The 21658-nt window shown below is 49.9% G+C and carries 18 protein-coding genes; 12 read left to right on the top strand and 6 right to left on the bottom strand.

Annotated features, from left to right (window positions below):
- Positions 1-257: 257 nt before the first annotated feature.
- Positions 258-1127, bottom strand: coding sequence for an AraC family transcriptional regulator (locus TY10_RS24335; protein ID WP_052350748.1), 870 nt, complete (start codon positions 1125-1127; stop codon positions 258-260).
- A gap of 123 nt (positions 1128-1250) precedes the next feature.
- On the opposite strand from TY10_RS24335, the gene TY10_RS24330 reads away from it, so the two are divergent.
- On the top strand, positions 1251-2015 hold the full coding sequence (locus TY10_RS24330) for a phytanoyl-CoA dioxygenase family protein (RefSeq protein ID WP_042169513.1): 765 nt from the start codon (positions 1251-1253) through the stop codon (positions 2013-2015).
- A 123-nt stretch (positions 2016-2138) separates the two neighbouring features.
- Here the strand turns inward: TY10_RS24330 and TY10_RS24325 are convergent, their stop codons facing one another.
- Positions 2139-4658: a DUF7507 domain-containing protein gene (locus TY10_RS24325; protein WP_042169510.1), complete on the bottom strand. Its 2520-nt coding sequence runs from the start codon at positions 4656-4658 to the stop codon at positions 2139-2141.
- A 237-nt stretch (positions 4659-4895) separates the two neighbouring features.
- Here TY10_RS24325 and TY10_RS24320 point away from each other — a divergent pair, with 237 nt between their 5' ends.
- Complete coding sequence (locus tag TY10_RS24320) at positions 4896-5948, top strand: phosphotransferase enzyme family protein (protein ID WP_042169507.1); 1053 nt, start codon at positions 4896-4898, stop codon at positions 5946-5948.
- Entirely contained in the window at positions 5938-6489 is a 552-nt protein-coding gene (locus tag TY10_RS24315; RefSeq protein WP_042169505.1) for a hypothetical protein, read from the top strand. The genes TY10_RS24320 and TY10_RS24315 overlap by 11 nt, the downstream gene beginning before the upstream one ends.
- Positions 6490-6514: 25 nt before the next feature.
- On the opposite strand, the gene TY10_RS24310 is transcribed toward TY10_RS24315, so the two are convergent.
- Positions 6515-6904 carry a VOC family protein gene (locus TY10_RS24310; protein ID WP_042169502.1) on the bottom strand — a complete coding sequence of 130 codons (390 nt, stop codon included), beginning with the start codon at positions 6902-6904 and terminating at the stop codon, positions 6515-6517.
- A 193-nt stretch (positions 6905-7097) separates the two neighbouring features.
- Here TY10_RS24310 and trpB point away from each other — a divergent pair, with 193 nt between their 5' ends.
- Complete coding sequence (gene trpB / locus TY10_RS24305; RefSeq protein ID WP_042169499.1) at positions 7098-8264, top strand: tryptophan synthase subunit beta; 1167 nt, start codon at positions 7098-7100, stop codon at positions 8262-8264.
- Between the two features lie 169 nt (positions 8265-8433).
- Entirely contained in the window at positions 8434-9834 is a 1401-nt protein-coding gene (locus TY10_RS24300) for a hypothetical protein (protein ID WP_042169497.1), read from the top strand.
- Between the two features lie 95 nt (positions 9835-9929).
- Here TY10_RS24300 and TY10_RS24295 read toward each other — a convergent pair whose 3' ends face one another.
- Positions 9930-10676 carry a glycoside hydrolase family 16 protein gene (locus TY10_RS24295; RefSeq protein ID WP_052350747.1) on the bottom strand — a complete coding sequence of 249 codons (747 nt, stop codon included), beginning with the start codon at positions 10674-10676 and terminating at the stop codon, positions 9930-9932.
- 148 nt (positions 10677-10824) lie between these two features.
- On the opposite strand from TY10_RS24295, the gene TY10_RS24290 reads away from it, so the two are divergent.
- From TY10_RS24290 to TY10_RS24270, 5 genes are all read left to right on the top strand, one after another.
- Positions 10825-11745 carry an ABC transporter permease gene (locus tag TY10_RS24290; RefSeq protein ID WP_042169493.1) on the top strand — a complete coding sequence of 307 codons (921 nt, stop codon included), beginning with the start codon at positions 10825-10827 and terminating at the stop codon, positions 11743-11745.
- Between the two features lie 17 nt (positions 11746-11762).
- The gene (locus TY10_RS24285; RefSeq protein ID WP_042169491.1) at positions 11763-12647 is read left to right on the top strand and encodes a carbohydrate ABC transporter permease; all 885 of its coding nucleotides are present in this window, start codon (positions 11763-11765) and stop codon (positions 12645-12647) included.
- Positions 12648-12740: 93 nt separating this feature from the next.
- Positions 12741-14405: an extracellular solute-binding protein gene (locus tag TY10_RS24280; protein WP_042169488.1), complete on the top strand. Its 1665-nt coding sequence runs from the start codon at positions 12741-12743 to the stop codon at positions 14403-14405.
- Positions 14406-14539: 134 nt separating this feature from the next.
- Complete coding sequence (locus TY10_RS24275; RefSeq protein WP_042169486.1) at positions 14540-16378, top strand: sensor histidine kinase; 1839 nt, start codon at positions 14540-14542, stop codon at positions 16376-16378.
- A gap of 3 nt (positions 16379-16381) precedes the next feature.
- Positions 16382-17947: a response regulator gene (locus tag TY10_RS24270; RefSeq protein ID WP_042169483.1), complete on the top strand. Its 1566-nt coding sequence runs from the start codon at positions 16382-16384 to the stop codon at positions 17945-17947.
- A gap of 142 nt (positions 17948-18089) precedes the next feature.
- Here TY10_RS24270 and TY10_RS24265 read toward each other — a convergent pair whose 3' ends face one another.
- Together TY10_RS24265 and TY10_RS24260 are read right to left on the bottom strand one after the other, a co-directional pair.
- Positions 18090-18767, bottom strand: a complete 678-nt coding sequence (locus tag TY10_RS24265) for an ABC transporter ATP-binding protein (protein ID WP_042169480.1) — start codon at positions 18765-18767, stop codon at positions 18090-18092.
- Positions 18764-19882, bottom strand: coding sequence for an ABC transporter permease (locus TY10_RS24260; protein ID WP_042169478.1), 1119 nt, complete (start codon positions 19880-19882; stop codon positions 18764-18766). The genes TY10_RS24265 and TY10_RS24260 overlap by 4 nt, the downstream gene beginning before the upstream one ends.
- 146 nt (positions 19883-20028) lie before the next feature.
- On the opposite strand from TY10_RS24260, the gene TY10_RS24255 reads away from it, so the two are divergent.
- Both TY10_RS24255 and TY10_RS24250 read left to right on the top strand, forming a co-directional pair.
- The gene (locus TY10_RS24255) at positions 20029-20607 is read left to right on the top strand and encodes a sigma-70 family RNA polymerase sigma factor (RefSeq protein ID WP_042169476.1); all 579 of its coding nucleotides are present in this window, start codon (positions 20029-20031) and stop codon (positions 20605-20607) included.
- Entirely contained in the window at positions 20597-21583 is a 987-nt protein-coding gene (locus TY10_RS24250; RefSeq protein ID WP_042169474.1) for a hypothetical protein, read from the top strand. The genes TY10_RS24255 and TY10_RS24250 overlap by 11 nt, the downstream gene beginning before the upstream one ends.
- Positions 21584-21658 lie beyond the last annotated feature (75 nt).

The raw sequence follows: 21658 nt of genomic DNA, 5'->3' as shown, positions 1-21658 counted from the left end.
TTGATATGGTTCCACATGCGATCCGAGAAACAAAATGCAAAAGTGCATTTTGTTTCAGGTAAAATCGGCTGTTTATGGCCACAAAATGTAAAAGTGCAGGTTGATTGGCGGATTTAGCAGAAAATGAGCCGTATATCGCCATTTCACCTGCACTTTTGCATTTTGAACGATAGAATCGACGATTTGAGCCCGATTGAAATGCATTTTTGCATTTTGATCCGCTGAAACAGCCATTCCCGACAGTTCGGCGCTCTCTATTAGCTGTTTCTATATTTTCCAGGCGGCATGCCGTAGATTTTCGTGAACACTCTTGTAAAATAATGAACGCTCCCGTAGCCCGCCCGATCTGCGATTTCCGAGAAGCCGAGATCGGTATGCCGGATCAGATGCACGGCGCGCTTCATTTTCTCCCGTTGAATGTAGTCTTGGCAGCTGACCTGCAAGTTTTCATGGAATAAACGCGACAGGCTGCGGACCGACAGATGCATATACCGGGCGATATCCTTAACGGACAAGTCTGCGGACAGATTGTCACGGATGTACAAGATTGCGCTTCGCAGGGAATGATGTGACGTTTTGCGAGGCGGTGGAGTCCGTTCCTCATTGCTTTCCTCTGCAAAGGCGCTGCACAACGAGAGCAGAAGGGAATGGGCTGTACTGTTCAGCAGCAGATCGGAAAGCCAATCATTTTGCCGGGTATGCCCAACTAGAGCTCTCCAGATCAACGCGGCCGGCGTCTCCCCGATTTCGTACCGGATACAATTCGACGAGTCTAGCAGCTCGCGGTAGTTTGCGACGGATTCAGCAGCCGAATTCGACTCGTCAATCTCAAACGCTACGTAGCACAAGTCAAGTCCGCTCTCGCTGCGGATTTGGTGGAGGATGCCCGGCTTGGACAGGAACAGCGTATCTTTACGAAGAGGGTATTCCGTATCGTAATCCTGATAGATGCCCTCACCGTCTCTTACGTAGCATGCTTCATAGAAGGAATGTTTGTGAAGCGGGTTGTCGTAATGGTTCGGATTGATGCCCCAATATTGAACCTGAAAAGAAAGCTGGCTGCCTGCCAGATGTTCTGCTGCGAAGTTTAACCAGTTTTCCCGATCTCTGCTCTCAAGCGCATTCATCCCTGTTCCCCCTCTGTCCAATTTGTGCAAAAAACCGTCCGATCCGGTCAAATACGAAGGTGCGGATTTCATTTTACAATAACACCGTAAGTAAATGATCACAAGATTGAAGGAGCGGATCCGATGATTACGAAGGAGCAAGCAGACTTTTATCAGGAGAATGGATATTTGCTGGTGAAAGGCGTTTTTAATACCGAAGAGATCGAGACCATGCGGGGAGCAATGGAAGGCATTATCGAGCGGGCGGCAAAAACAGCATTAGATCATAATGCGGCCTGGCAGGGCGACTATTTGCCGTCCGAAGACATGAAGAAGCTGGTGCTCAAAGGGTTCCATGATGTTCATTATCATGATGCGAGCTTTACTCGGGCGCTGTCCCATCCTAATATGGCGGCGATTCTGTCGAAGCTGATCGGTCCTAATGTACAGCTTCATCATTCGAAAATGCTCGTAAAGCCGCCGGAGAACGGCGCTGCATTCCCAATGCATCAAGACGCGCCGTATTTCCCTCATGAAAAGCATACGATGATGGCAGCCAGCGTGCACTTGGATGATACGGATGAGTTGAACGGCTGCCTGAGTGTCATCCCGCAATCTCACAAGGCAGGGCCGATTGCACATATCGGACAGCATTATCTGAATCACAAGGAGTACCCGATCTCTATGGGAACGCCTTGTCCGGCCAAAGCGGGCGATGTGCTGTTTTTCAACTATTTGACGATTCACGGCTCAGGACCTAACCGAAGCAACCGGACCCGGCGCAACGTACTGTTCCAATACCGCGATCCTGAGGATCTTCCATCCGAAGATACGCATGTGAACTGGGGGCAGGGACTTATGGTTTGCGGGGAAAATCCGATTTTCAAAGCTTACAAAGGGGCGCATTAAGCGAGAAAGTAAAGCAGGGTCAGCATGCTGTAAGCTGAGTATGCGAGGTAAAAAGCGAAGCACTCCGCGGAGATGCTTCGCTTTTTTTCCTGTGCCCAATGTCCGGATTACTGGATGCACACTTCACTCATCGTCATCCATCACTTCGAACGTCGTCACGTTGGAGGAAGCAGACGATACGGTGCTCGAGCCTAGAATATTGTAGGTGACAAAAGCTTGATTGGACACCGTTTCGCCAGCTGGCGTCTCCAATACAACAGCTTTGAAGGCGACACGTGCAGACTGCCCCGGCTGCAAAGTGCCTAGCGGAATGCCGCCCGTAGGGTCGGCGTTCTGGACCGTAACCGCATTGATACGCAGACTATCGGCAAGCAATCGGAGCTGCTGCGGCAGCCGGTCGAACAATCGGACGTTCTGCAGTACGGCAGCAGCTTCTCCTGCTCCCTGTGGAGTGCCTGTTGTATTCCGGACGGTAAGGGTATAAGACATCGTACTCCCGACTGCGGCTAGAGATGGTGAGACGCTTTTTGCTACTTCCACAGGCTCCACGGGGGGCACAGGGGATACCGGAGGAACGATGGACGGTGTAACAGGAGGAGCCGCAGTGACCACGACAAGTGCTTCATCCGTGATTGTCGGCGTCTGATCGGAGCGTGCCGAAGCGACGTTGACGAAGCGGGTGCCATCCGGCGTTCCTTCCGGAACACCATAGGATACATTAAAAGTTTGGCTTTCACCTGGGCTGAGAGACGCAATCGTCTGGGAGAAGCCGATTGACGGATCATTTATTGCTGCATTAGTCAGCGGTGCATTTGAGCTGTTCGTGACAGTCAGCGTATAGATGACCGTCTCCCCCGGAGAGGCGGTCTCGCGGCTTGCGGTCTTGGCGAGCGATAGATTGTAGACAGGCAGCACGAGCACATCAGCTATTGCATCAACGGGCCCGGCTTGGTTGGAGAGGGCTATTGCAGTATTCGGAATAATGGTGCCGGCGAGAGTGCCAGGCGGAATCGTATAGCTCAACGGAATCGAAAAGCTCTCGTCCGGCTGCAGGTCTGGTATTCCTTGATTTAGCCCCAGCAGCGAATCGGAGACGGTAATGCCGGTAAGTGCCACCTGACCTGTATTGATGACCTCAATTTCATACAACACCGTTTGCCCGGGCAGCGCTTTATCTGGCGTTACCCGCTTAATGATGCCAATTCCCGGATTGATGACAGGTATAACCACTTCATTGGATACCATATCTCCGGAAAGAATTGGCCCGCCCGTTACACTCTGGTATTGAAAGACGACGGTTGCGTCATTGATAAGCTGTTCTTCCTCAGGTACATCAGTAACGATGGCTTCAAAGGTGACCGTAACGGATGAATTCGGCGCAAGCGAGCCGAGTGCAACGCCTCCTGCGAGATCAGCATCCGGCACGGATAGACCATTCACTGTTACACTGCCTGGTACGAATTCAGTATCAGCAGGCAAGCTGTCCAGCAGCAGCATGGCATCGGCCGGCACCGTGCCGCTGTTCATAATGACGACCGTGTAGGTTAGCGTTTGGCCGACCTCTGCCAGCACCGCATCGACGCTTTTGACAATCGTGATTCGAGGCGAATTGATATCAATGTATATACCGACTGAATTGACCGTATAGCCGTCCCCGGATGTTTGAAGCTGGAAGACGGCAGAGGTCTGCCCATTCGTCAAAGTAGGGGTAATATCTACATTCGTAATGTCCCAGCCCTGTCTGCCCCCGACAATATTGCTGCCTGGTACGCCGTTTATTTGATTGCGGTCGCCGAAGGTGCCTGTCGTATCCAGCTCTCCTTCGTCGTTATTAATTTGCGAAGCAAAAAAATTGTTCAAGAAGTTATTAGGGCCTTGAAGTGCGACTAAGCCAGCTTCGCTAGGGCCAAACAGGACTTGGTCACCCGTTTTATTCGCATCCCCGTCCATCGCGCAGAGCGCCATTCTGCCGGTCACCGGTCCTGACGTTGGCGTGGCGAAGCCTGACAGTGTCGTCGTTACTGGCGGTGAGCTGGATGCTATCTCGACCATGCCGACATTAAGACTCAGGTTGCGGAAAGGAAGGGACATATTCTCGTAAATGACGCAAAGCGTCCAGCCGCAGTTATTGCCTGTACTCGACCCGTAGTCGATATTGCCGACGATTTTGCCTGCCGTATAATAGCCAGCTCCTCCCGATTGAATGATTGAGGTGACATTGGCAGAGCGTACGTAATTATAAGTTGCATTGCGGCGAGCGGATTGTGCAGTTGCCGGATCAGGTTCAACCGAATAAGCTGTCCCTTGAGGAGTAATCAAACTTACCGGTTTGTTGATGAAATTAACGTAATTGTTCATCCCTCCGGATACGCGGTACGTGCCTCCCCATACAAGCTCTGCGTACAATACGACGCTGTCTGCAGGGAACCTAAGCAGGGCAGCAGCACTGTCAGACCCGAAATCAGCTGTCGTGCCCGGCGGGTATGTACCGTATTGCTGTGCGGTGTCCACTGTGACGAATGCCCCGATAATATCGAGCGTTCCGGGCACGCCTGGCGTGCTTGACCGGCTTAGGCCAAGCGTATTGCCGGTGAACGTAATGGCACCTGTATCGTTGTTGTTGTATCGAAGAACAAAAGGCAAAGTAAGCCGCTCCTTTCCAAGTCAGATTCTCCTATCCTATTTTTATGTATGGCTGCTTCTCTTCATGATGTTGTACAGGCTGGTTATTTCCTTACAGATACTCGGAGGGAATTGTGAGGCGGCTTTTTTACAAGGAACAATTCTTAAAAGTTTGCTGCCTATTTTTACAATCTTGCTCTTTGTATAATGATTCAGATAGCTGGTGCGGTCGGTATTCACATAACAGGGGGGACAAGAATGATTGATTTTTTTCAAAATGATACGGATGAGAATAGGCAGTCTTTGCTTGTGAGAGCGAGGAAAGTCACTTTATCGGCGCTGCTGCTGTATGACGTGGAATGGAAGAGCATCCGATTTATTCAGCTCTCAGACACGATAACGTACAAAGTTGAAACGGATACGGAGACAAGTTATTTGCTTCGCATTCATTCGGACCGATGGAGTGAAGCGGAGATTCGATCCGAACTTGCGCTGCTTCAAGCCTTGAGCAAGTCGGAAGATCTGAATGTACCGGAAGGGCTGGCAAGCCGTAATGGCTCTTATGTAGTGGAAATCGATACGGAGGCAGGCTATCGGCGGCCTTATGTCACCATGATGAAATGGATCGAAGGCGAGCATGGAAGCGGGGGATTTACAGACAACTGTGTCTATAATATCGGAGTAATGATGGGAAGACTCCATGAGGCTGCTGCACGTTTCGTGCCGCCCTCTGACTTTGCAAGGCCTGCATGGGGCGCAGACAGTTTTAGCAGAGAGATGGTTAAGCTGGAGCAGTATTATTCATGCTTTCTATCCGAGGAGGCTTGGGGTAAATACCAAAAAGCTGCTGAAAAGGTTTTATCCGAGCTAGCTGTCATGCAGCAGACTGAGCATAACTATGGACTCGTTCATGGGGATTTACACACTGGAAATATCGTATTTAGTGGCGATGAACCCCGTCCGATAGATTTCGGCAGATGCGGTTACGGCTATTACCTTTATGATGTGGCAAGCACGCTGCTAGAGCTGTACCCTAAGCATCGGTGGGCTTTGATCCAAGGCTATGAAAGTGTCAGAAAGCTGGAAGCGGGATATGTACGGCAGTTAGAATGCTTTTTCATCATGTGTATGATCGGGAATTACAGCCATCATTCTTCCGATTCCAGGGAAACATCCGGTTTGATCGATGAGCAGCCTTACGCCCAAGCGTACATTGGACAATTTTTAAAAGGTCATTCCTTTCTATTCGATACCATCGAACCTGTTGAAATTGACCGGTCTCCTATAGGAGGCACCACATATGAACATTGAAGTTAAATTAACTGACAAAACCAACGCCTATATCATTAAAAATATGTATCCATTATATTTGCATGATTTGTCTGGCCATTATGGACTCGTTTCGGGGCATACGCCCAATAAGCACGGAATATTTGAGGACAGCGATCATTATGTCACTCTAAATGACCAATACGAAGTTCAGAACATATGGTGGGAGCATCCAAACGCTCTTTTTCCCTATCTGATTGCAGCGGACAATAGACCGGCGGGTTTTGCACTTATTGCTGCGCCTCCGTATTGTTCGCCGGATGTGGACTATTTTGTGAATGACTTTTTTATGCTGCAGCCGTTTAGAGGCCATGGGCATGCTCAATTCGCGATTACGAGCATATTCCAGCGGTTCACCGGCCAATGGGAGCTGTTTACGAACCCGTCTGAGCGAAATACCGTTGGGCAAAGGTTTTGGCGCAGGACCGTCTCTCATTATACAAATGGAAATTATGAGGAACGGTCAGGGCCAACAATCGATGGTGAAAAGCTGATATTCAGATTTTCCAACCGGTCTCTATAACCCGGATGCCTCTGCCAGCTTGCTCCTAGTGCCGGGAGATTTGCACTTGGCTCGTGAGAGCATGCAGATTCCGATCCGGATCGTAAAAGAATGCCATCCAAGTCTCACTATCATTCATCTCGACAACTTTATGAGGCTTGCCTGCAAAGGAAACGCCGCGCTCCGATAAAGTATCGAAGGCATCATTAATGTTCTCAACCTTGAAATAGAAAGTAGAGCTTGGATGATTGAACTCGGGCTTCTCCGGTACGGCCAGCATCAGTTGAATGCCGCTGCAGGCAAAGAAGGCCATATTGGGAACTTCAAACAAGAGCTGCAGCTCCAGAATGTTCTGATAGAAGGATACGGCTGCTTTTATGTCGCGGACTGGAATCGATATTTGTTCAATCCCTGTAATTTTGAATGATGTTGTCATGGACGTTCACTCCTATTCATTATTTGTAAGACAGCATGTACAATATTTCTGCCAGCTAGCTGGGATTTCCTCTATAAATGCCTCTTGAAGTTCATTAAAAATAGCCTTCTCCTAATCTTTCAAAAGCCAAAATTTATGATACGATAGAGTTAGATTAGGCAATCGCTATTTTATTAATGGAGGCGCTTACAATATGAGTGAACTGTTGCAGCAGCAAGAGGGTTATTTCGGGGAGTTCGGGGGCAGCTTCGTGCCGCCGGAACTGCAAGAGGTGCTGAATTATTTAACGGAACAATTTAACAGGTACAAGGAAGATCCAGAATTTCAGGAAGAACTCCGTTACTATTTGCGTGAATACGTTGGCCGTGAGAATCCGCTGACGTATGCGGAGCGGTTGTCCGATGCTTGGGGCGGCGCTAAGATTTATCTCAAACGCGAGGATTTGAACCACACGGGTGCGCATAAAATCAACAATGCAATCGGCCAGATTCTGCTTGCGAAGCGTATGGGCGCGAAGCGGATTATTGCTGAGACAGGTGCCGGTCAGCACGGTGTTGCGACAGCGACAGCCTGCGCTATGTTTGAAATGGAATGCGTCATTTACATGGGGGCAGAGGATACGCGCCGTCAAGCGCTGAACGTGTTCCGTATGGAATTGCTTGGCGCAACGGTCGTTCCGGTAAACAAAGGTCAAGGCCGGTTGAAGGACGCGGTGGATGAAGCGCTGGACGATCTTGTCCGGAACTATCAGAATACGTTCTACTTGCTCGGTTCCGCTGTTGGACCGCATCCGTTCCCTACGATGGTTAAGCATTTCCAGTCGATTATAAGTGAAGAGTCCAAACGGCAGATTCTAGAGAAAGAGGGCCGATTGCCGGATGCAATCGTGGCTTGCGCAGGCGGCGGCAGCAATGCAATCGGTGCGTTCGCCCATTATATCGATGAACCAAGCGTTCGACTGATCGGAGTTGAGCCTGACCAAGCACCTTCTTTGACAGAAGGCGTTCCAAGCGTTCTCCACGGCTTCAAATGTTTAGTGCTGCTGGATGAAGAGGGTCAGCCGAAAAAAACCTATTCGATTGCGGCGGGGCTCGATTACCCGGGCATTGGGCCGGAGCATAGCCATCTGAAGGTGTCAGGCCGTGCGGAATATGCAACGGTGACGAATCAGGAAGTGCTGGATGCCTTCCAGGAGCTTTCCCGTACGGAGGGAATTATCCCTGCGCTGGAGAGCGCGCATGCTGTAGCACATGCGAAGAAGCTCGCTCCAACGATGACCAGAGACCAGATTATTATCGTGAACTTGTCCGGCCGCGGCGATAAGGATGTCGAGCAAGTGTTTCACATGCTTCAGAAGTAAGCTGTAAGAGATGAATAACTGCCGTAATTGAAATACAACCAACAGAAAGAGTCAGTTGCTGCCAACGAGCCGCTTCTGACTCTTTTTAGTTGCAGGCAGCAGGAGAATACCTCTTAATAACTATCAATATTTGGTATAATATAGACAAATTGTACAAAGAGGTGACTGAATGTTAAGGAGCTCGGGGACGCGCCGTCCCAGCGGAAATGCTTCAAGGAGCAATGAGATAGAGGAAGCTCAAAAAACTGCCGCTCCACCGAATTCTTCATTAGCAATCATGCAGCTTCAGTCGGCCGTGGGCAATCGCGCAGCGCTCCAAATGCTTCAAAGTGTACCAAAGCCCGCTGGTGATGTTGTTCAACGGCAAATTCATAAGGTGAAGAAGGGCAAAAAGCCATCAAATTCAAGTTGGACCCTTACGAAGACTGAAGGTAAGTATGACTATTATGATGACGGTGAAGACGAATTTCAGTCAAAGCTTCAGCCAACGAGGGACATATTAGACGACCTTGAATTGGACGACTTATCCAGTGCGGAAGAGTCCGAAACCGAATTGGATGCGCAGACCCAGTCAACTCCGCTTAAAGTATATCGGGTTAACAATATTCGAGACACCATGAGGGTGAAGAAGCATGTGCTGAAAAAAGATCCGAACGGCAAATTCGGCATTAAAGTAAATGGTACGGTATTCCGCATGACTGGCGGCGGCTCGCAGTTCAAACTGCAGACGACCAGCAAAAATGCTTTAGTTCAATCCGACAAAAAGCAGAAAGAAGGCTATATGCCGGAAAGGGTAAAGGGAGATTTGAAGGCGGAGGGAAAACAAGGAAGTTATCTGCATGTAGTGAGTGAGCTGGAAGGGCACAGCGCTAAGGATGTTGCCACTGATATCTATCAGAAATTCCATAAAGGCACCGATTATCCGGACGGTAAATATTCGGACCGTGTGCAAGCTAAAATGAATGAGCTGTTCGCCGTACTCACGGTAACCGAGGGGTACCGTACAGACTATGCTCTTTCCTTATACACCGCTGCAATTGAGGCTATGAAGAACGGCAATTCGTTCGAGAGGGTGCTGTATAAAGGCAAAGGACAGCTGAAGGCGCTGCACCCGGGTGCTTCCAGTCATACGGACAGCAAGGTTAGCGGCCAGCTAATGGAACAAAATATTGGGACTGGCAGCAATGACCCGCATCCGACGCAGTCCTCGATGAACATCAGTCATGAAAATTATGTTGACGGTCTCTCTCGTGCCGTAGAGCTGTTTGATGAAGCTGTAAAACCCGGGCGTGGCAAGAAACGCAGCTATAGTGAGATGCTGAAGGATGATCTGGTAGGGCCCTTCCAGTCCTTTAAGCGCCGGAAACTGGCTCCCAAAGCAGTCACGATTCAACCTGCTGACGTCTCTAGTACCCGAACACCGAATCCAAGCTGGAATGTCGATGTATCGTTAAAGCTGAACGATGGAGTTCAGGTCTTGCAGGGTCAGAAAGTGAAGTATAATGGCAAAGATTATACGGTGAAAAACATTACTCCAACAGGATGGGTGCAGCTCCTAAGTGATACTTGATAAACGGAAAAAGCTCTGTCCGCTCAATCAAGCGGACAGGGCTTTTATGACTAGAAAATGCTGTAGCATTTCGTTCTCCTGCTCCAGTTCCCCGGCTATTGATACAGCCAGATACCCGCAACTGTCATAACCCCCGGCAGCGCAGCTTCATCCACCGCCACATTGTCATACCAGCCGCCTACCGCAAGGTTAAGCACCAGATAGAAGGGCTCGTCAAAGGGCATGACGCCCGGCTCCAGACGGCGCTCGGCGAAGCAATGTCCGTCTACCATCCATCGAATGGAGCTGGAATCCCATTCCAGCGCATAATCGTGGAACTCACTGATCGTGCTGTCCTGGAACGTGTAGGAAAACTCGTCTGTGCTTTTATTCCCCATATCCTTCCCGTAATGCAGCGTCCCGGATACCTGCTGAGGCAGGCGTCCTTTGGCCTCCATAATATCGATCTCACCCGAAGCGGGCCAAGGGCCATACACCTGATGCTGCGGCAGCAGCCAGATGGCAGGCCATAGTCCTTGACCTGCCGGCAGCTTGGCGCGGACGACTAGCTTGCCATAGCAAAACGACAGATGATCCTTCGTATCGAGACGAGCCGAAGTATAGGCAAAGCTCCGTCCATCCGCCGCTTCGACGGTTTCACGGCGCGCGCATAGGTGCAAGCCGGATTCATCCATATACAGATTGCTCGCCTGATCCGTATAATACTGCTGCTCGCCATTCCCCCAGCCCGGGCAGATAGGCTGTCCATCGTTATCCAGCAAATCATTGCCAAGGCGAATGTTCCATGTGCTCAGATCTGCATGGCTTTCCAAGAAATTTTGCTGCCATATAAGCTTGTTCATCCCTCGCACACCCCTTTCATTTACTCATAGCATACTTGCTTTTAACGCCCCGTCAAACGAATCCAAAAAATTGGGATAGGGTCAAAAATGATGGCCTTTTTTTCCTGTTCCTATTTTTATACGATGAGAAAGGAAAGGGGCAGAGAAGATGTTCCAACACAAAACAGGAGCTATAAAGTTATTCACTAGACAGTGGCAATTGCAGAGCATGGTCATCCCGGGCATTGTCTGGATGTTAATCTTTTGCTATATTCCGATGTTCTGGCTGATTATTGCCTTCATGGACTACAGCATTGCCAAGCCGATGCTGCAATCGCCTTTTGTGGGGCTCAAGCATTTCGAGGATTTTATGACGGATGACCGTTTCTGGCGTTCCATCCGCAATACGCTGGGGATGAGCAGCATCAAGCTGATATTGGGCTTTCCCATTCCGATTTTTTTCGCCTTGATGCTTAACGAAATCCGGAATATCCGGTTTAAGCGCACGGTCCAGACCATCTCGTACCTTCCGCACTTTATTGCCTGGACGATTTTCGGCGGCATTATGCTGAACTGGCTGGGCGAGGGCGGTGTTATCAACCAGCTGATGATGGCATTAGGGCTTCAGGATCGTGAAATTTTGTTCAATAGCGAGCCTAAATACTTTTGGTGGATTACTTATTTCTCCGATACGCTCAAGGAAACCGGCTGGAGCGCTATCATCTACATCGCTGCCATAGCCGGCATTGATCCGGGGCTGTACGAGGCGGCGGAGCTGGACGGGGCCAACCGCTGGCAGCGGATGTGGCATATTACCATTCAGAGCATACGCCCTACCATCGCCATCTTGTTTATCCTCGCGGTCAGCGGGATACTGGGCAGCAACTTCGAGCAGATTTTTATGCTGAAGAACAACATGAACCTGAGGATGGCTGAAAGCCTTGATCTGTACATCTATAACATGGGCTTGGTATCCGGGCGTCATTCCTTCTCAACGGCGGTTCTGTTTGTCCGCTCCATAGTGGCATTAGGGCTATTGTTCCTGGCGAATTACACGTCCAAAAAACTAACGGGCGACAGCATCTTTTAAAGGGGGAGCATAGCTATATGGTCAAACGGAGAAGGTTTCGCCGTATCGGTATATTCGAGGTCTGCAATGCCCTGCTGATGCTGGCCGTCTGCTTTATTACGCTGTATCCGATGTGGTTTGTATTCATTAACTCATTCAATGCGCCGGAGCAGGCGCTGCTCGGCACGGTCAACTGGTTTCCCAAGGAGTTCTCGCTGGCGAGCTACAGTGTTGTTTTCAATGACAAGACGCTGATGAACGGTTTCTACATTACAACGATGCGTACGGTAATCGGAACAGCGGTGCATGTGTTGTTTACCGCCGTTGTGGCTTACGGATTGAGCAAGTCCCATCTAATTGGGCGCAAGCTTTATCTCAAAATCGCGTTAATTACGATGCTGTTCTCCGGCGGTCTGATCCCTACGTTTATTCTGATGACGAAGCTGGGCTTGTACGATAATTTCCTCGTATTCATCATTCCGGCGATGTACACGTTTTTCAATATGGTCATTTTTATGAGCTTCTACCGTACCATTCCGGAAAGCCTGGAGGAATCTGCGAAAGTAGACGGCGCTTCGGACTATGGCGTCCTGTTCAGAATCGTATTGCCGAACAGCATGGCGGTTATTGCTACGATATCGCTTTTTTCAGCCGTATACCATTGGAATGATTACTATCAGGGTGTGCTGTACATTCGATCGCAGGATATACTGCCGATGCAGACGATGCTGTACAAAATCATTGCCGAGAATTCAATGTCTGCCATTCAACAGCAAGCGATGGCTCAGTTCGGCGCAAGACTGCCCGGCAACTCGATTAAGTTTGCATCTATGATGGTGGCAACGCTTCCAATACTATTGTTCTATCCCTTTATCCAGCGCTATCTGGTCAAAGGGGTCATGATTGGCGCAATAAAAGGGTAATCTTCCTGAGCCTTGCTAAGCCAGTTGTTTAGAAGAGGCGCGGGATACCGATATACAAAATACAGCAGTAACGAGTGAAAGGATGATGTTGTCATGAAGAGCAATCGTCGCATGAAGCAAAGCATCGCCGTAGTTCTGGCCGTAATTCTGATGCTGAGCATGGCCGCGTGTACCAAGTCGGAGCCAAAAGAAAGTGCGCCAACCGCAAAGCCCGCCGAAAATACTCCGCCAGCCGGCGAAGCTGCACTAAACCCTGATGAACCGGCATGGAAGCTGGATACCAGCCCTGTGGAGCTTTCCTGGTTTGTTGGCGCATCCTGGTATGGCCATTCCTGGGGAGAGAGTCTGGTTTCCAAGTATGTGACAGAAAAAACAGGAGTCAATGTCAAGCTCGAAGTGCCCTCCGGTGAAGCCAACGAGCATATTACACTGATGATGACCTCCGGCAAGCTGCCGGACTTAATTACGATGGGCTCTTGGGAAAACGCTGTCAAAAAGCTGTGGGAAGGCGATCATGTCTATGCCTTGAATGAACTGGCCGAGCAATATGATCCGTACTTCTTCAAGGTAGCGGGCGATGGCACATTGAAGTGGTATCGTCAGGATAATGGCAATACCTACGGTGTGCCGAATGATTCCTACAGCCCTAATCTGATGCATGAGACCGGCATGACGGCCGCCAACCAAACCTTCCTCGTACGAAAGGATTTGTATGAGGAGATGGGCAGCCCGGACTTAAGTACTCCGGAGGGCTTCCTGAGCGCCCTGCAATTATTGAAAGATAAGTATTCCAAGTATAAGGGCCAGACGATCAGCCCCTTCTTTGCACAGGGCAATGTGCCTTACGGGATGACGGAGTACCTGCAAAATCTGCTTGCTGTCCCGCACGAACAGGAAGGCAAAGTATATGACCGTATTACCGACCCGGACTATATCACTTGGCTGAAAACCTTCCGCACCGCTTACGAACGCGGACTGCTTAATGTAGATTTTCTAGTAGATTCCGATACACAGGTTGAGGAAAAGACGAATAATGCCCGTTATTTTATGATGATTCGCGAATGGAACGGCATGGCGGCTGTAAATCCGATGCTGGCTGCCAGTGCCAATCCGGACTCCCACTATATCGCAGTAGATGGACCGCAGAACAGTAAAGGCGACAGTGCCAAGCTGTTCCCAGGCAATATGGACGGCTGGATGGTTACAATGATCAGCAAATCCAACAAAAACCCTGAACGTGCAATCCGCTTCTTGACCTATCTCGCCAGCGAAGAAGGCCAGAGGGATTTATTCCTCGGCAAGGAAGGCGAGACGTGGGAGCAGGCGAACGGCAAACCGCAGCTGAAGGCGGACATGGTTGAGCTGCTCAGTACCGATATTGAGAAGCTGGAGAAGCAATACGGAATTATGGACACCTATTGGATGATGCGCAATCCAGTCATTATCAACCAGTGGAGACCGGAGAAGGCTCCTGTCATTAAGCAGATGGAGGAATTTGCGAACAAGCAGGCCGATATTGACAGCGGCATTTATAAGGGTCTAGACCCGCTCGGCGATTCCGACGTGGCGGTGGCATGGTCGCGTATCTCTCAAAACTGGGAGGAAGTGATGCCAGAGCTCATTACCGCGAAGGATGAAGCTGCATTCGATAAAATCTTTGAAAGCTTCCTTTCCCGCCGCGCAAGCTACGGCTTTGACAAGGTGATGGAATATCGCCAGGGTGAGCTGGATGTGCGAAAAGCTAAAATGGCGGAGTAAATAGGCAGAAGGGCTGCTGCCGGTCACCGATAGGGTGGCCGGTATTCCCCTTTCTTGTACCCGTAATTTGGCGGCCGCTTCGAACTTCCTTCCAGTAATATATGGTATATTACAGAGGTTGGGAGGTCTTTTAAATGAAGTATCTATTGGCTAAATGGAGGAAAATCTACCGCAACTCCAGCATCTCTCAAAAGCTGTTTATCGCTTTTAGCATAACAATCGCCGTTCCGGCTATTGTCGTTTCCTTTCTATTTATCCGTACGCAGGAAGTTCAGCTCTACAAGGATGCTATGGCCAGCGGAAGCAGCCATGTTGCCAAGCTCAACGAACAGCTGCGCAGCCGGGTAGAAATGCTTGAAAACGCTTCCTCTACTGCATTAACGCAAAAGGCCTTTGTCGATTTTATTCATTCCAATATGCGTAGCGACGGTTTGCGGCTGGTGAAGTTCAGGCAAAATCAATATGAGCAAATGAGCAATATTATCCAAAGCCATGAGATGATCAGCCAGCTCAGCTTCTACGTCGATAATCCGAATCTGTATGAAATCTGGCCTGAAATTTACCACTATGATAGATTCTCGCCTCAAGATTATTGGAAAGAGCTTAGGGAGGAAGGCGGTGCGGCCTATCGTCTGTTCGCTTTTAAGGACGGGGAGCATACGCTGTCTTACTATAGACTGGTACGGCTTCAGGGCCAGCAGCAGAAACGACCGAGCATTATGGAAATTCGCGCCAAACACAGCGTTTTTTTCAAAGACCTGCTGGAGGAGACCGGCGGCAACTTCTTTTCCGTTGTAATGGCGGGGACGGATCCCTCTCAGACGGTATACAATCCTAAGCATACGTTTGTTCAGACTACGGGGGAGGAGCTGGGTGAGGTGCTTGCCCTTGTTCACCAGCAGTTGGATGCGCTCGGGCAAGACAGTCCAATTAAGGTCAATGTCGGGGATCATACTTACTACGCCCTATATCGTTACATTGCTCCGCTTGACGCCTATGTGGTCGATATCGCCTCCCATCAGGAGCTGATGAAGGGGCCGCGCAGCTGGTACGTATTTGTGGTAGCGATTACATTAATCGTGCTGCTGATGATTCTGCTGATAGTCTCGCATACCACCCGGCGTATTTTTCGCCGTTTGGACAGTGTGTTGGCTTCGATGCGCCTGGTGCGGAAAGGCCAATTGGATGCGAAGATTGAAACCGGGCTTGATGCGAACGAGACTGGTGATGAGATCGATGAGGTAGCTGTTAGCTACAACAAAATGCTGGATGAGGTTAAGCAATTGATGACGCAGGTGGTGGATAAGCAGCTGATTGCGAAAAACGCGCAGCTGCACTCGCTTCATTCGCAGATCAATTCGCATTTTTTGTATAACGCGCTGGAGTCCATCCGGATGCTGGCAGAGGTTCAGCGGCAGCCGGCTATTGCCGATGCGGTCGTATCATTAGGCTCGCTGCTTCGCTACAGTATGAAGTGGCACAGCGATACTGTAGCCCTTAGCGAGGAGCTTGCAAATATACAGAGCTATATCCGGTTCATGAATTTTATGGAGGGCGGCAATATTGTACTGACGGCAGATCTCCCGCAGGAGGTGCTTCGCTATGCCATTCCAAAAATGTGCATGCAGCCTATCGTCGAGAATGCCGTTCATCATGCAGCGCCTTTGGGAGGCAGTGTACACATTCAAATTACGGTAGAGGTGGAGAATGACAGCCAGCTGCTTATCGAAATACGCGATAATGGAGCGGGCGTTGATCCGCAAATGCTCGCTAGTCTGCAGGAGGTGCTGCGGGGTGATTCAGATTCGCCCATTGTCGCCAGCAGAAACGGATTAGGCTTGGAAAATGTGCATAAGCGTCTTCAGCTTCATTATGGCAAAGGATGCGGCCTTTGGATTGAAAGCGAGCAGGGCGCCTACACTTGTGTGACGATACGCTTGCCTTGGGAAAACGTGAATCTGGGAGGATGGTAGGGGATGATCAACATTTTGATTGTGGACGATCAGAAGCATATACGCGACGGCTTGCAAGCGATGATGAGCCAGTTCCCTATACAGCTTGATACCATTTATAGCGCTGCAAATGGAATGGAGGCGCTGCAGCTCTTGCGGCAGCACAGCATTCAGCTGGTCATCACCGATATTCGGATGCCGGAAATGGATGGACTGGCGCTCATGGAGCACACCAAAGAGGAGCACATCAAGGCGGATTATCTAATTATTAGCGGCTATAGCGATTTTGCGTATGCTCAGAAGGCCATTGGACTGGGTGCAAAAGGGTATCTGCTCAAGCCTGTGAAGCGGGAGGATCTGCAAGCTTCGGTAGAGCATGTATGGCAGGAAATACAGGCACGCCAGGAGCTTTCGCTTAATATGAAGCATTTAACCCGCCGGGCTGAGGAAACGGACCGTAAAGAGTTGTGCATGTTCATGCAGGGCGCGGTGAATGATGAGGCTTGGATTCTCCAGACTGAGCGGCAGCATCCAGAGCTGTGGCGCAGCTACCGCCTGTGCCTGCTGCGGGAGCAGCTATGGATTAACCAGCCAGGGGCCAGCAGCAGCCACAGCATGGAATCCATTGTTTATCGCGTGTATGGCAGGCAGGGTTATTTGACTCTGCAGCATGGCCCGCATCTGATCCTTGCAGTGGATGCTGCTGTAGATGCGGATGTTTTGTCCGCTGCGCTGCAGGCCGAACAAATCGATGCGGTTGTGGCGATGACCGGATCGCTGCGAGGGTTGAAGGAGCTTCCGGCCAGCTACACGCAAGTGCTGGAGCTATATCGTCACAGCTACCTGTTTCCAGATCAGCGTTGCATGCTGCCTGTACATATAGAGCGGCTGCAGCAGCAATGGCAGCTTCCGTATGAGAGCCTGTATTCGCTGTTCCAGCTAATAGGCACCAAGAATAGCGGCAAACTGGCCCAAGGACTTTCGATGATATTCCACAAGGATATGCTTCAACGCTATCATATCCGATATACGCAACAGCTCATTGGGGCTACTGTACAATTACTGGAGGAGTATGAACGCGTTATCCGCCCCTATATGGGAGAAGAGGCGCTGGATGTGGAATGCTTGCGTAATCTGTTCGATTATCCGAGTATTCGCGATTATATTCAGGCGCTCCAGCAGCAGCTGTTCCGGCTCAACCAGTTCTATTATGACTACAATTGCAGCTACCGCAATTCACAGGACTTGAACGAAGCGATCCGCTTCATACATGAGAGCTATCACAAACCTTTGGACCTGGCCATGGTCTCCAATCATGTGTCGCTTAATTACGCCTATTTCTCCAATCTGTTCAAGAAAAATATCGGCAAAGGCTTTGCCGAATACTTGCGCGATGTGCGTCTGGATAAAGCCCGGCGGCTGCTGGCCGAAACCGAGCATAAAATTGTGGAGGTGGCAGCCATGGTTGGTTATGAAAGCTATAAAAGCTTTACGCGGGCATTCCGGGATGTAATGGATATGCAGCCGACAGAGTACCGGCAGCTGATGCGCCGGAAGTATGAGCGGGAATATCGGGATACAGCGCTGTGATTGCTTCCATCCGCTAAATGTTCGAAGTAATAGCGAAGTTTCTTGCCGAACACCCCCGGGGCCCCGAAAAACAAAAAAGGCCCCTCTCATAAAGGGGCCTTGATATAGGCTCGGCAGGTATATGAAACGCAACCAACTCCGCTCACGCTTCGACTAAAGCTCCATTTTTCAAATACAATACACGATCGCACAGCGGCAGGACGCGCTCGTCGTGGGTGACCATAACAGCAGCCTTACCTTCCGCTTTCACTTCCTCCGCGATCATGCGAACGACATCCTGTCCGCGTTCCGCATCCAAGCTAGCCGTAGGCTCGTCGGCGAATAAGACGGCAGGGCTGTTCATCCACGCACGCGCAATGGCTACCCGCTGTTTTTCACCGCCGGATAATTTGTCCGGGTAGTAGTTCTGCCGTTGCTTGAGCCCCATGCGATCCAATAATGCAGCTGCACGCTTGGACGCTTCACCCGAAGGCATTCCCGCCAGCTGGGCAACGAGAAGCAGCTGCTCTTTGACCTTGAGATAAGGGATCAGGTTGGCACTTTGAAAAATAAACCCGATCCGCTTAAGACGCAGCTCCGCAAGCTCATGGCTTCCCATTCCCGACAGAGATACACCGTCGATTGCCACTTCTCCGCTAGTGGGAGTCAGCAAGGCGCCGGCAATGGAGAGAAACGTGCTTTTGCCTGATCCCGAAGGACCCATTACGGCTACAAGCTCACCTGCGCCCACCTGAAGAGACAGCTTATTCAACACCGTTATTTCAGAATCTCCGTCATGAAATGTCCGCGTTACTTCATCTATCTTCAACATTGGCTTCATGCTGCAGTCCTCCCAATTGCGTCTAATGCATCGGTCCGGGCAACCTTGTATACGGAAAGCAAGGATCCGAGCACCGCCGTTATGATAAATAAAGAGCATGAGAGCAGAATGGTCGACGAATCCAGCTGGAATGGCATGGATGCCGGGAGCGCCTCATACATGAGGCGAATAAGTCCCAGACTCACTGCTAAGCTGCCAATAGAGAGAAGCAAAACTTGACCGATAACATTACGCGCCAGATAGCCTGTTTTTGCGCCAATGGCTTTCAGAATACCGAATTGACCAATTTTTTGTATCGTGATGACAAAGAAGAAGACAGCAAGCACCATGGCAGATATGATATAAAGAAATGCAATCATCATCAATAGCGAGCCTTGCTCCTCCTTATAGCCCGGAACGGCGGATACCGTATCCGATTTCGAAATGATATCGGAGTCTGGCAGCTTCGCACGCAGTTGAGCCAATTGATCTTCGGATGCTTTTAAGGCAATCGCATTATACGTTTTGTCCGAAGAGTCTTGCCCGCTTACAGGGGTAAAGGACTGCAGCTTCAGCCAATCCTGTTCATTCATAAATACGCTTGGCGTATGGCTGTAAGATTCGTTGGCGACGAATCCGCTTACTGTCCAGCTCGCCCCGGTCATCTGATCAATCAGGGTGCTGCCGACCTGAATACCGGACTCTTTAAGCTTACGGTCCACAAGCACTTGACCTTGTGTATCGTTAGCAATACCCTGCCCCTCGACCACCTTCGGAGCAAGCCAGCCCGTCATATCAATCGCAAACAGCGTTACATCCGATTTCAGGCTCATCCCCTTTTCCGTCACAGTCGCCATACGGAGATTTAGCGGAGTTGCTTTATCATCGCCCACAACTGTACGTGCAGTCGTGAGAGCTTCTTCCGTTAACTGTGATCGTCCAAAACGATGATCCGAATCCTTTTGCAGGACAAAATGGCTTGCCGCCATATTCTTAACAGACGAAGCATTTGCGTAAGCCAGTCCTTTGGCCAAGCCGGTCACAAACAAGACCAAGAACGAAATCAACAGCATTATCATGACAATCATTACATATCGGGTTTTGGCAAATCGAATTTCCCTCAGTGCCAGATACATCGTTCATCCCTCCCTTGATTCTGTACCTAATATTAGGAATCAAAGATGAACGGCTGATGAATAACAAATTACAAATGCGGGTGAATTGAACCTTTTCCAGCAAACGAGCCAATAGTTAATGTAACACCTGAATGGAGGCCGGTCCTATGAAGGATATCGATTGGAGTCCATGGCTTATCCGGATGAGCCAGGGCGACGAGGAAGCTTTTCGGACGGTGTACGAAGCGACGCGCAATCATGCCTATGGGCTGATCTATTATCTCTCTCCACGCAAGCAAGATGTTGGAGACATCATGAGCGAAGTATACATCGAGCTGTTGAGAAGCGCGGACAAGTACCGGCCGGAGCAGCCTTTTACTGCATGGTTTAATGGTTTGATTTTAAGACAAGTAAGGAATTGGAAAAGAAAGGGCTGGAGGCTATTCCGAATAGAGGAGAAGCTGCGTTCGTCGAAAAACGAATCACGCGACTTGGAGTCGGAAGCCCGGCTGTCTGCGGTAAGCGATCGGATGGAGCTTCTGCCGCTTCTACGGACGCTCCCTTATAAAGTGAAGGAGATCGTCGTGCTTCGCTATTATCAAGATTGTTCGCTGGAAGAAATCGCAGGCTTGCTGAACATCCCGCTAGGCACGGTCAAATCGAGACATCATCATGCCCTGAAGCAATTACGCCGTCGATTCGAGGAGAAGCACGGCGGAAAGGAGAGGAATGGCTATGTCTATTGAACGGCAATTGGCCGAAGCGTTCAAACGGAATGAATCCGCACTCGAATGCCCTCCTTCGCTGGATGCCCGGATCATGGCGGACTACGGACGGATGACGATGGGTAAAAGGGGAGATTCATTCATGAAGAGAAAATGGAGCTGGTCAAGAGCGGCAATTATCGTTGTAGTTGTTGCGATCTTAAGCGGATTTGCCTATGCCGGCAATAAGTTTCTATTTTCGGATTCGCAAGGACGTTATTCGATTCACATGCAAACGAACGAGGTGTTTAGCCTCGCACCGGATACGTTGGAGAAGGCAAGAGCTTCGCTCAAGGAGGTTCAAGTGCAGCTTGCGCCAGGGGAAACTGCTGTCGTCTATCTTCCCGAAATGGCCGCACAGTTTAGCGGTGAGCAACCACCGCTCGGTGTAACGAATCCAAATTATATTACGGATCTGCAGCAGTGGAAGCATGTGTTAGAGGAGAGCAGCATAACAGAATCTTTACCGGATTCCTTGCTCGGAGGCACCTATCAGTTCCAGGCGGGCACCTTGAATAGTCCCCTCCATTTCCTAATAGGGCTTGATGCAATGAAGCTGCAGGACGAGATGAAAACGGAAATCAAGAAGACGGAAGGCAACCGGCCGCTATGGCGTTTAACGGCTCCTCCTGTTGATATTCCGCAATCTTACTACACCTCTGTCTATCGTAATGCGAATGGCGAAGCGCTCTATATCAGCTGGGGAGTTTTAAAGGGCTCTTCTATAAAGCTCGAAGGAATCACGTCGCCGGATACAGAATATGTCCAGCTCGATTTGAATGGGCACAAAGCACATTATACAAAAAACGAACAATCGCTGTACGGAGACAGCAACGTATTTCAAAGCGTCATGTGGATTGAAGAACAAGAAGACCAGACGATCGTCTATCACGTGGAGTCTGATTCCGCCAGCATGACGAAGGAACGATTAATCGAGGCTGCCACAAGTCTGCAATAAATGTTGATTGTTCTAAAAAGGACCTCAAATTCCTCTAAAACGAGGGGTTTGAGGTCCTTTCGCATATAGTTGTCG

Source organism: Paenibacillus gorillae (genome assembly GCF_000513275.1).
Classification (GTDB): Bacteria; Bacillota; Bacilli; order Paenibacillales; family Paenibacillaceae; genus Pristimantibacillus; species Pristimantibacillus gorillae.
Note: the sequence above shows the minus strand (reverse complement) of the source record. Positions and strands in the feature narration are given on the sequence as shown.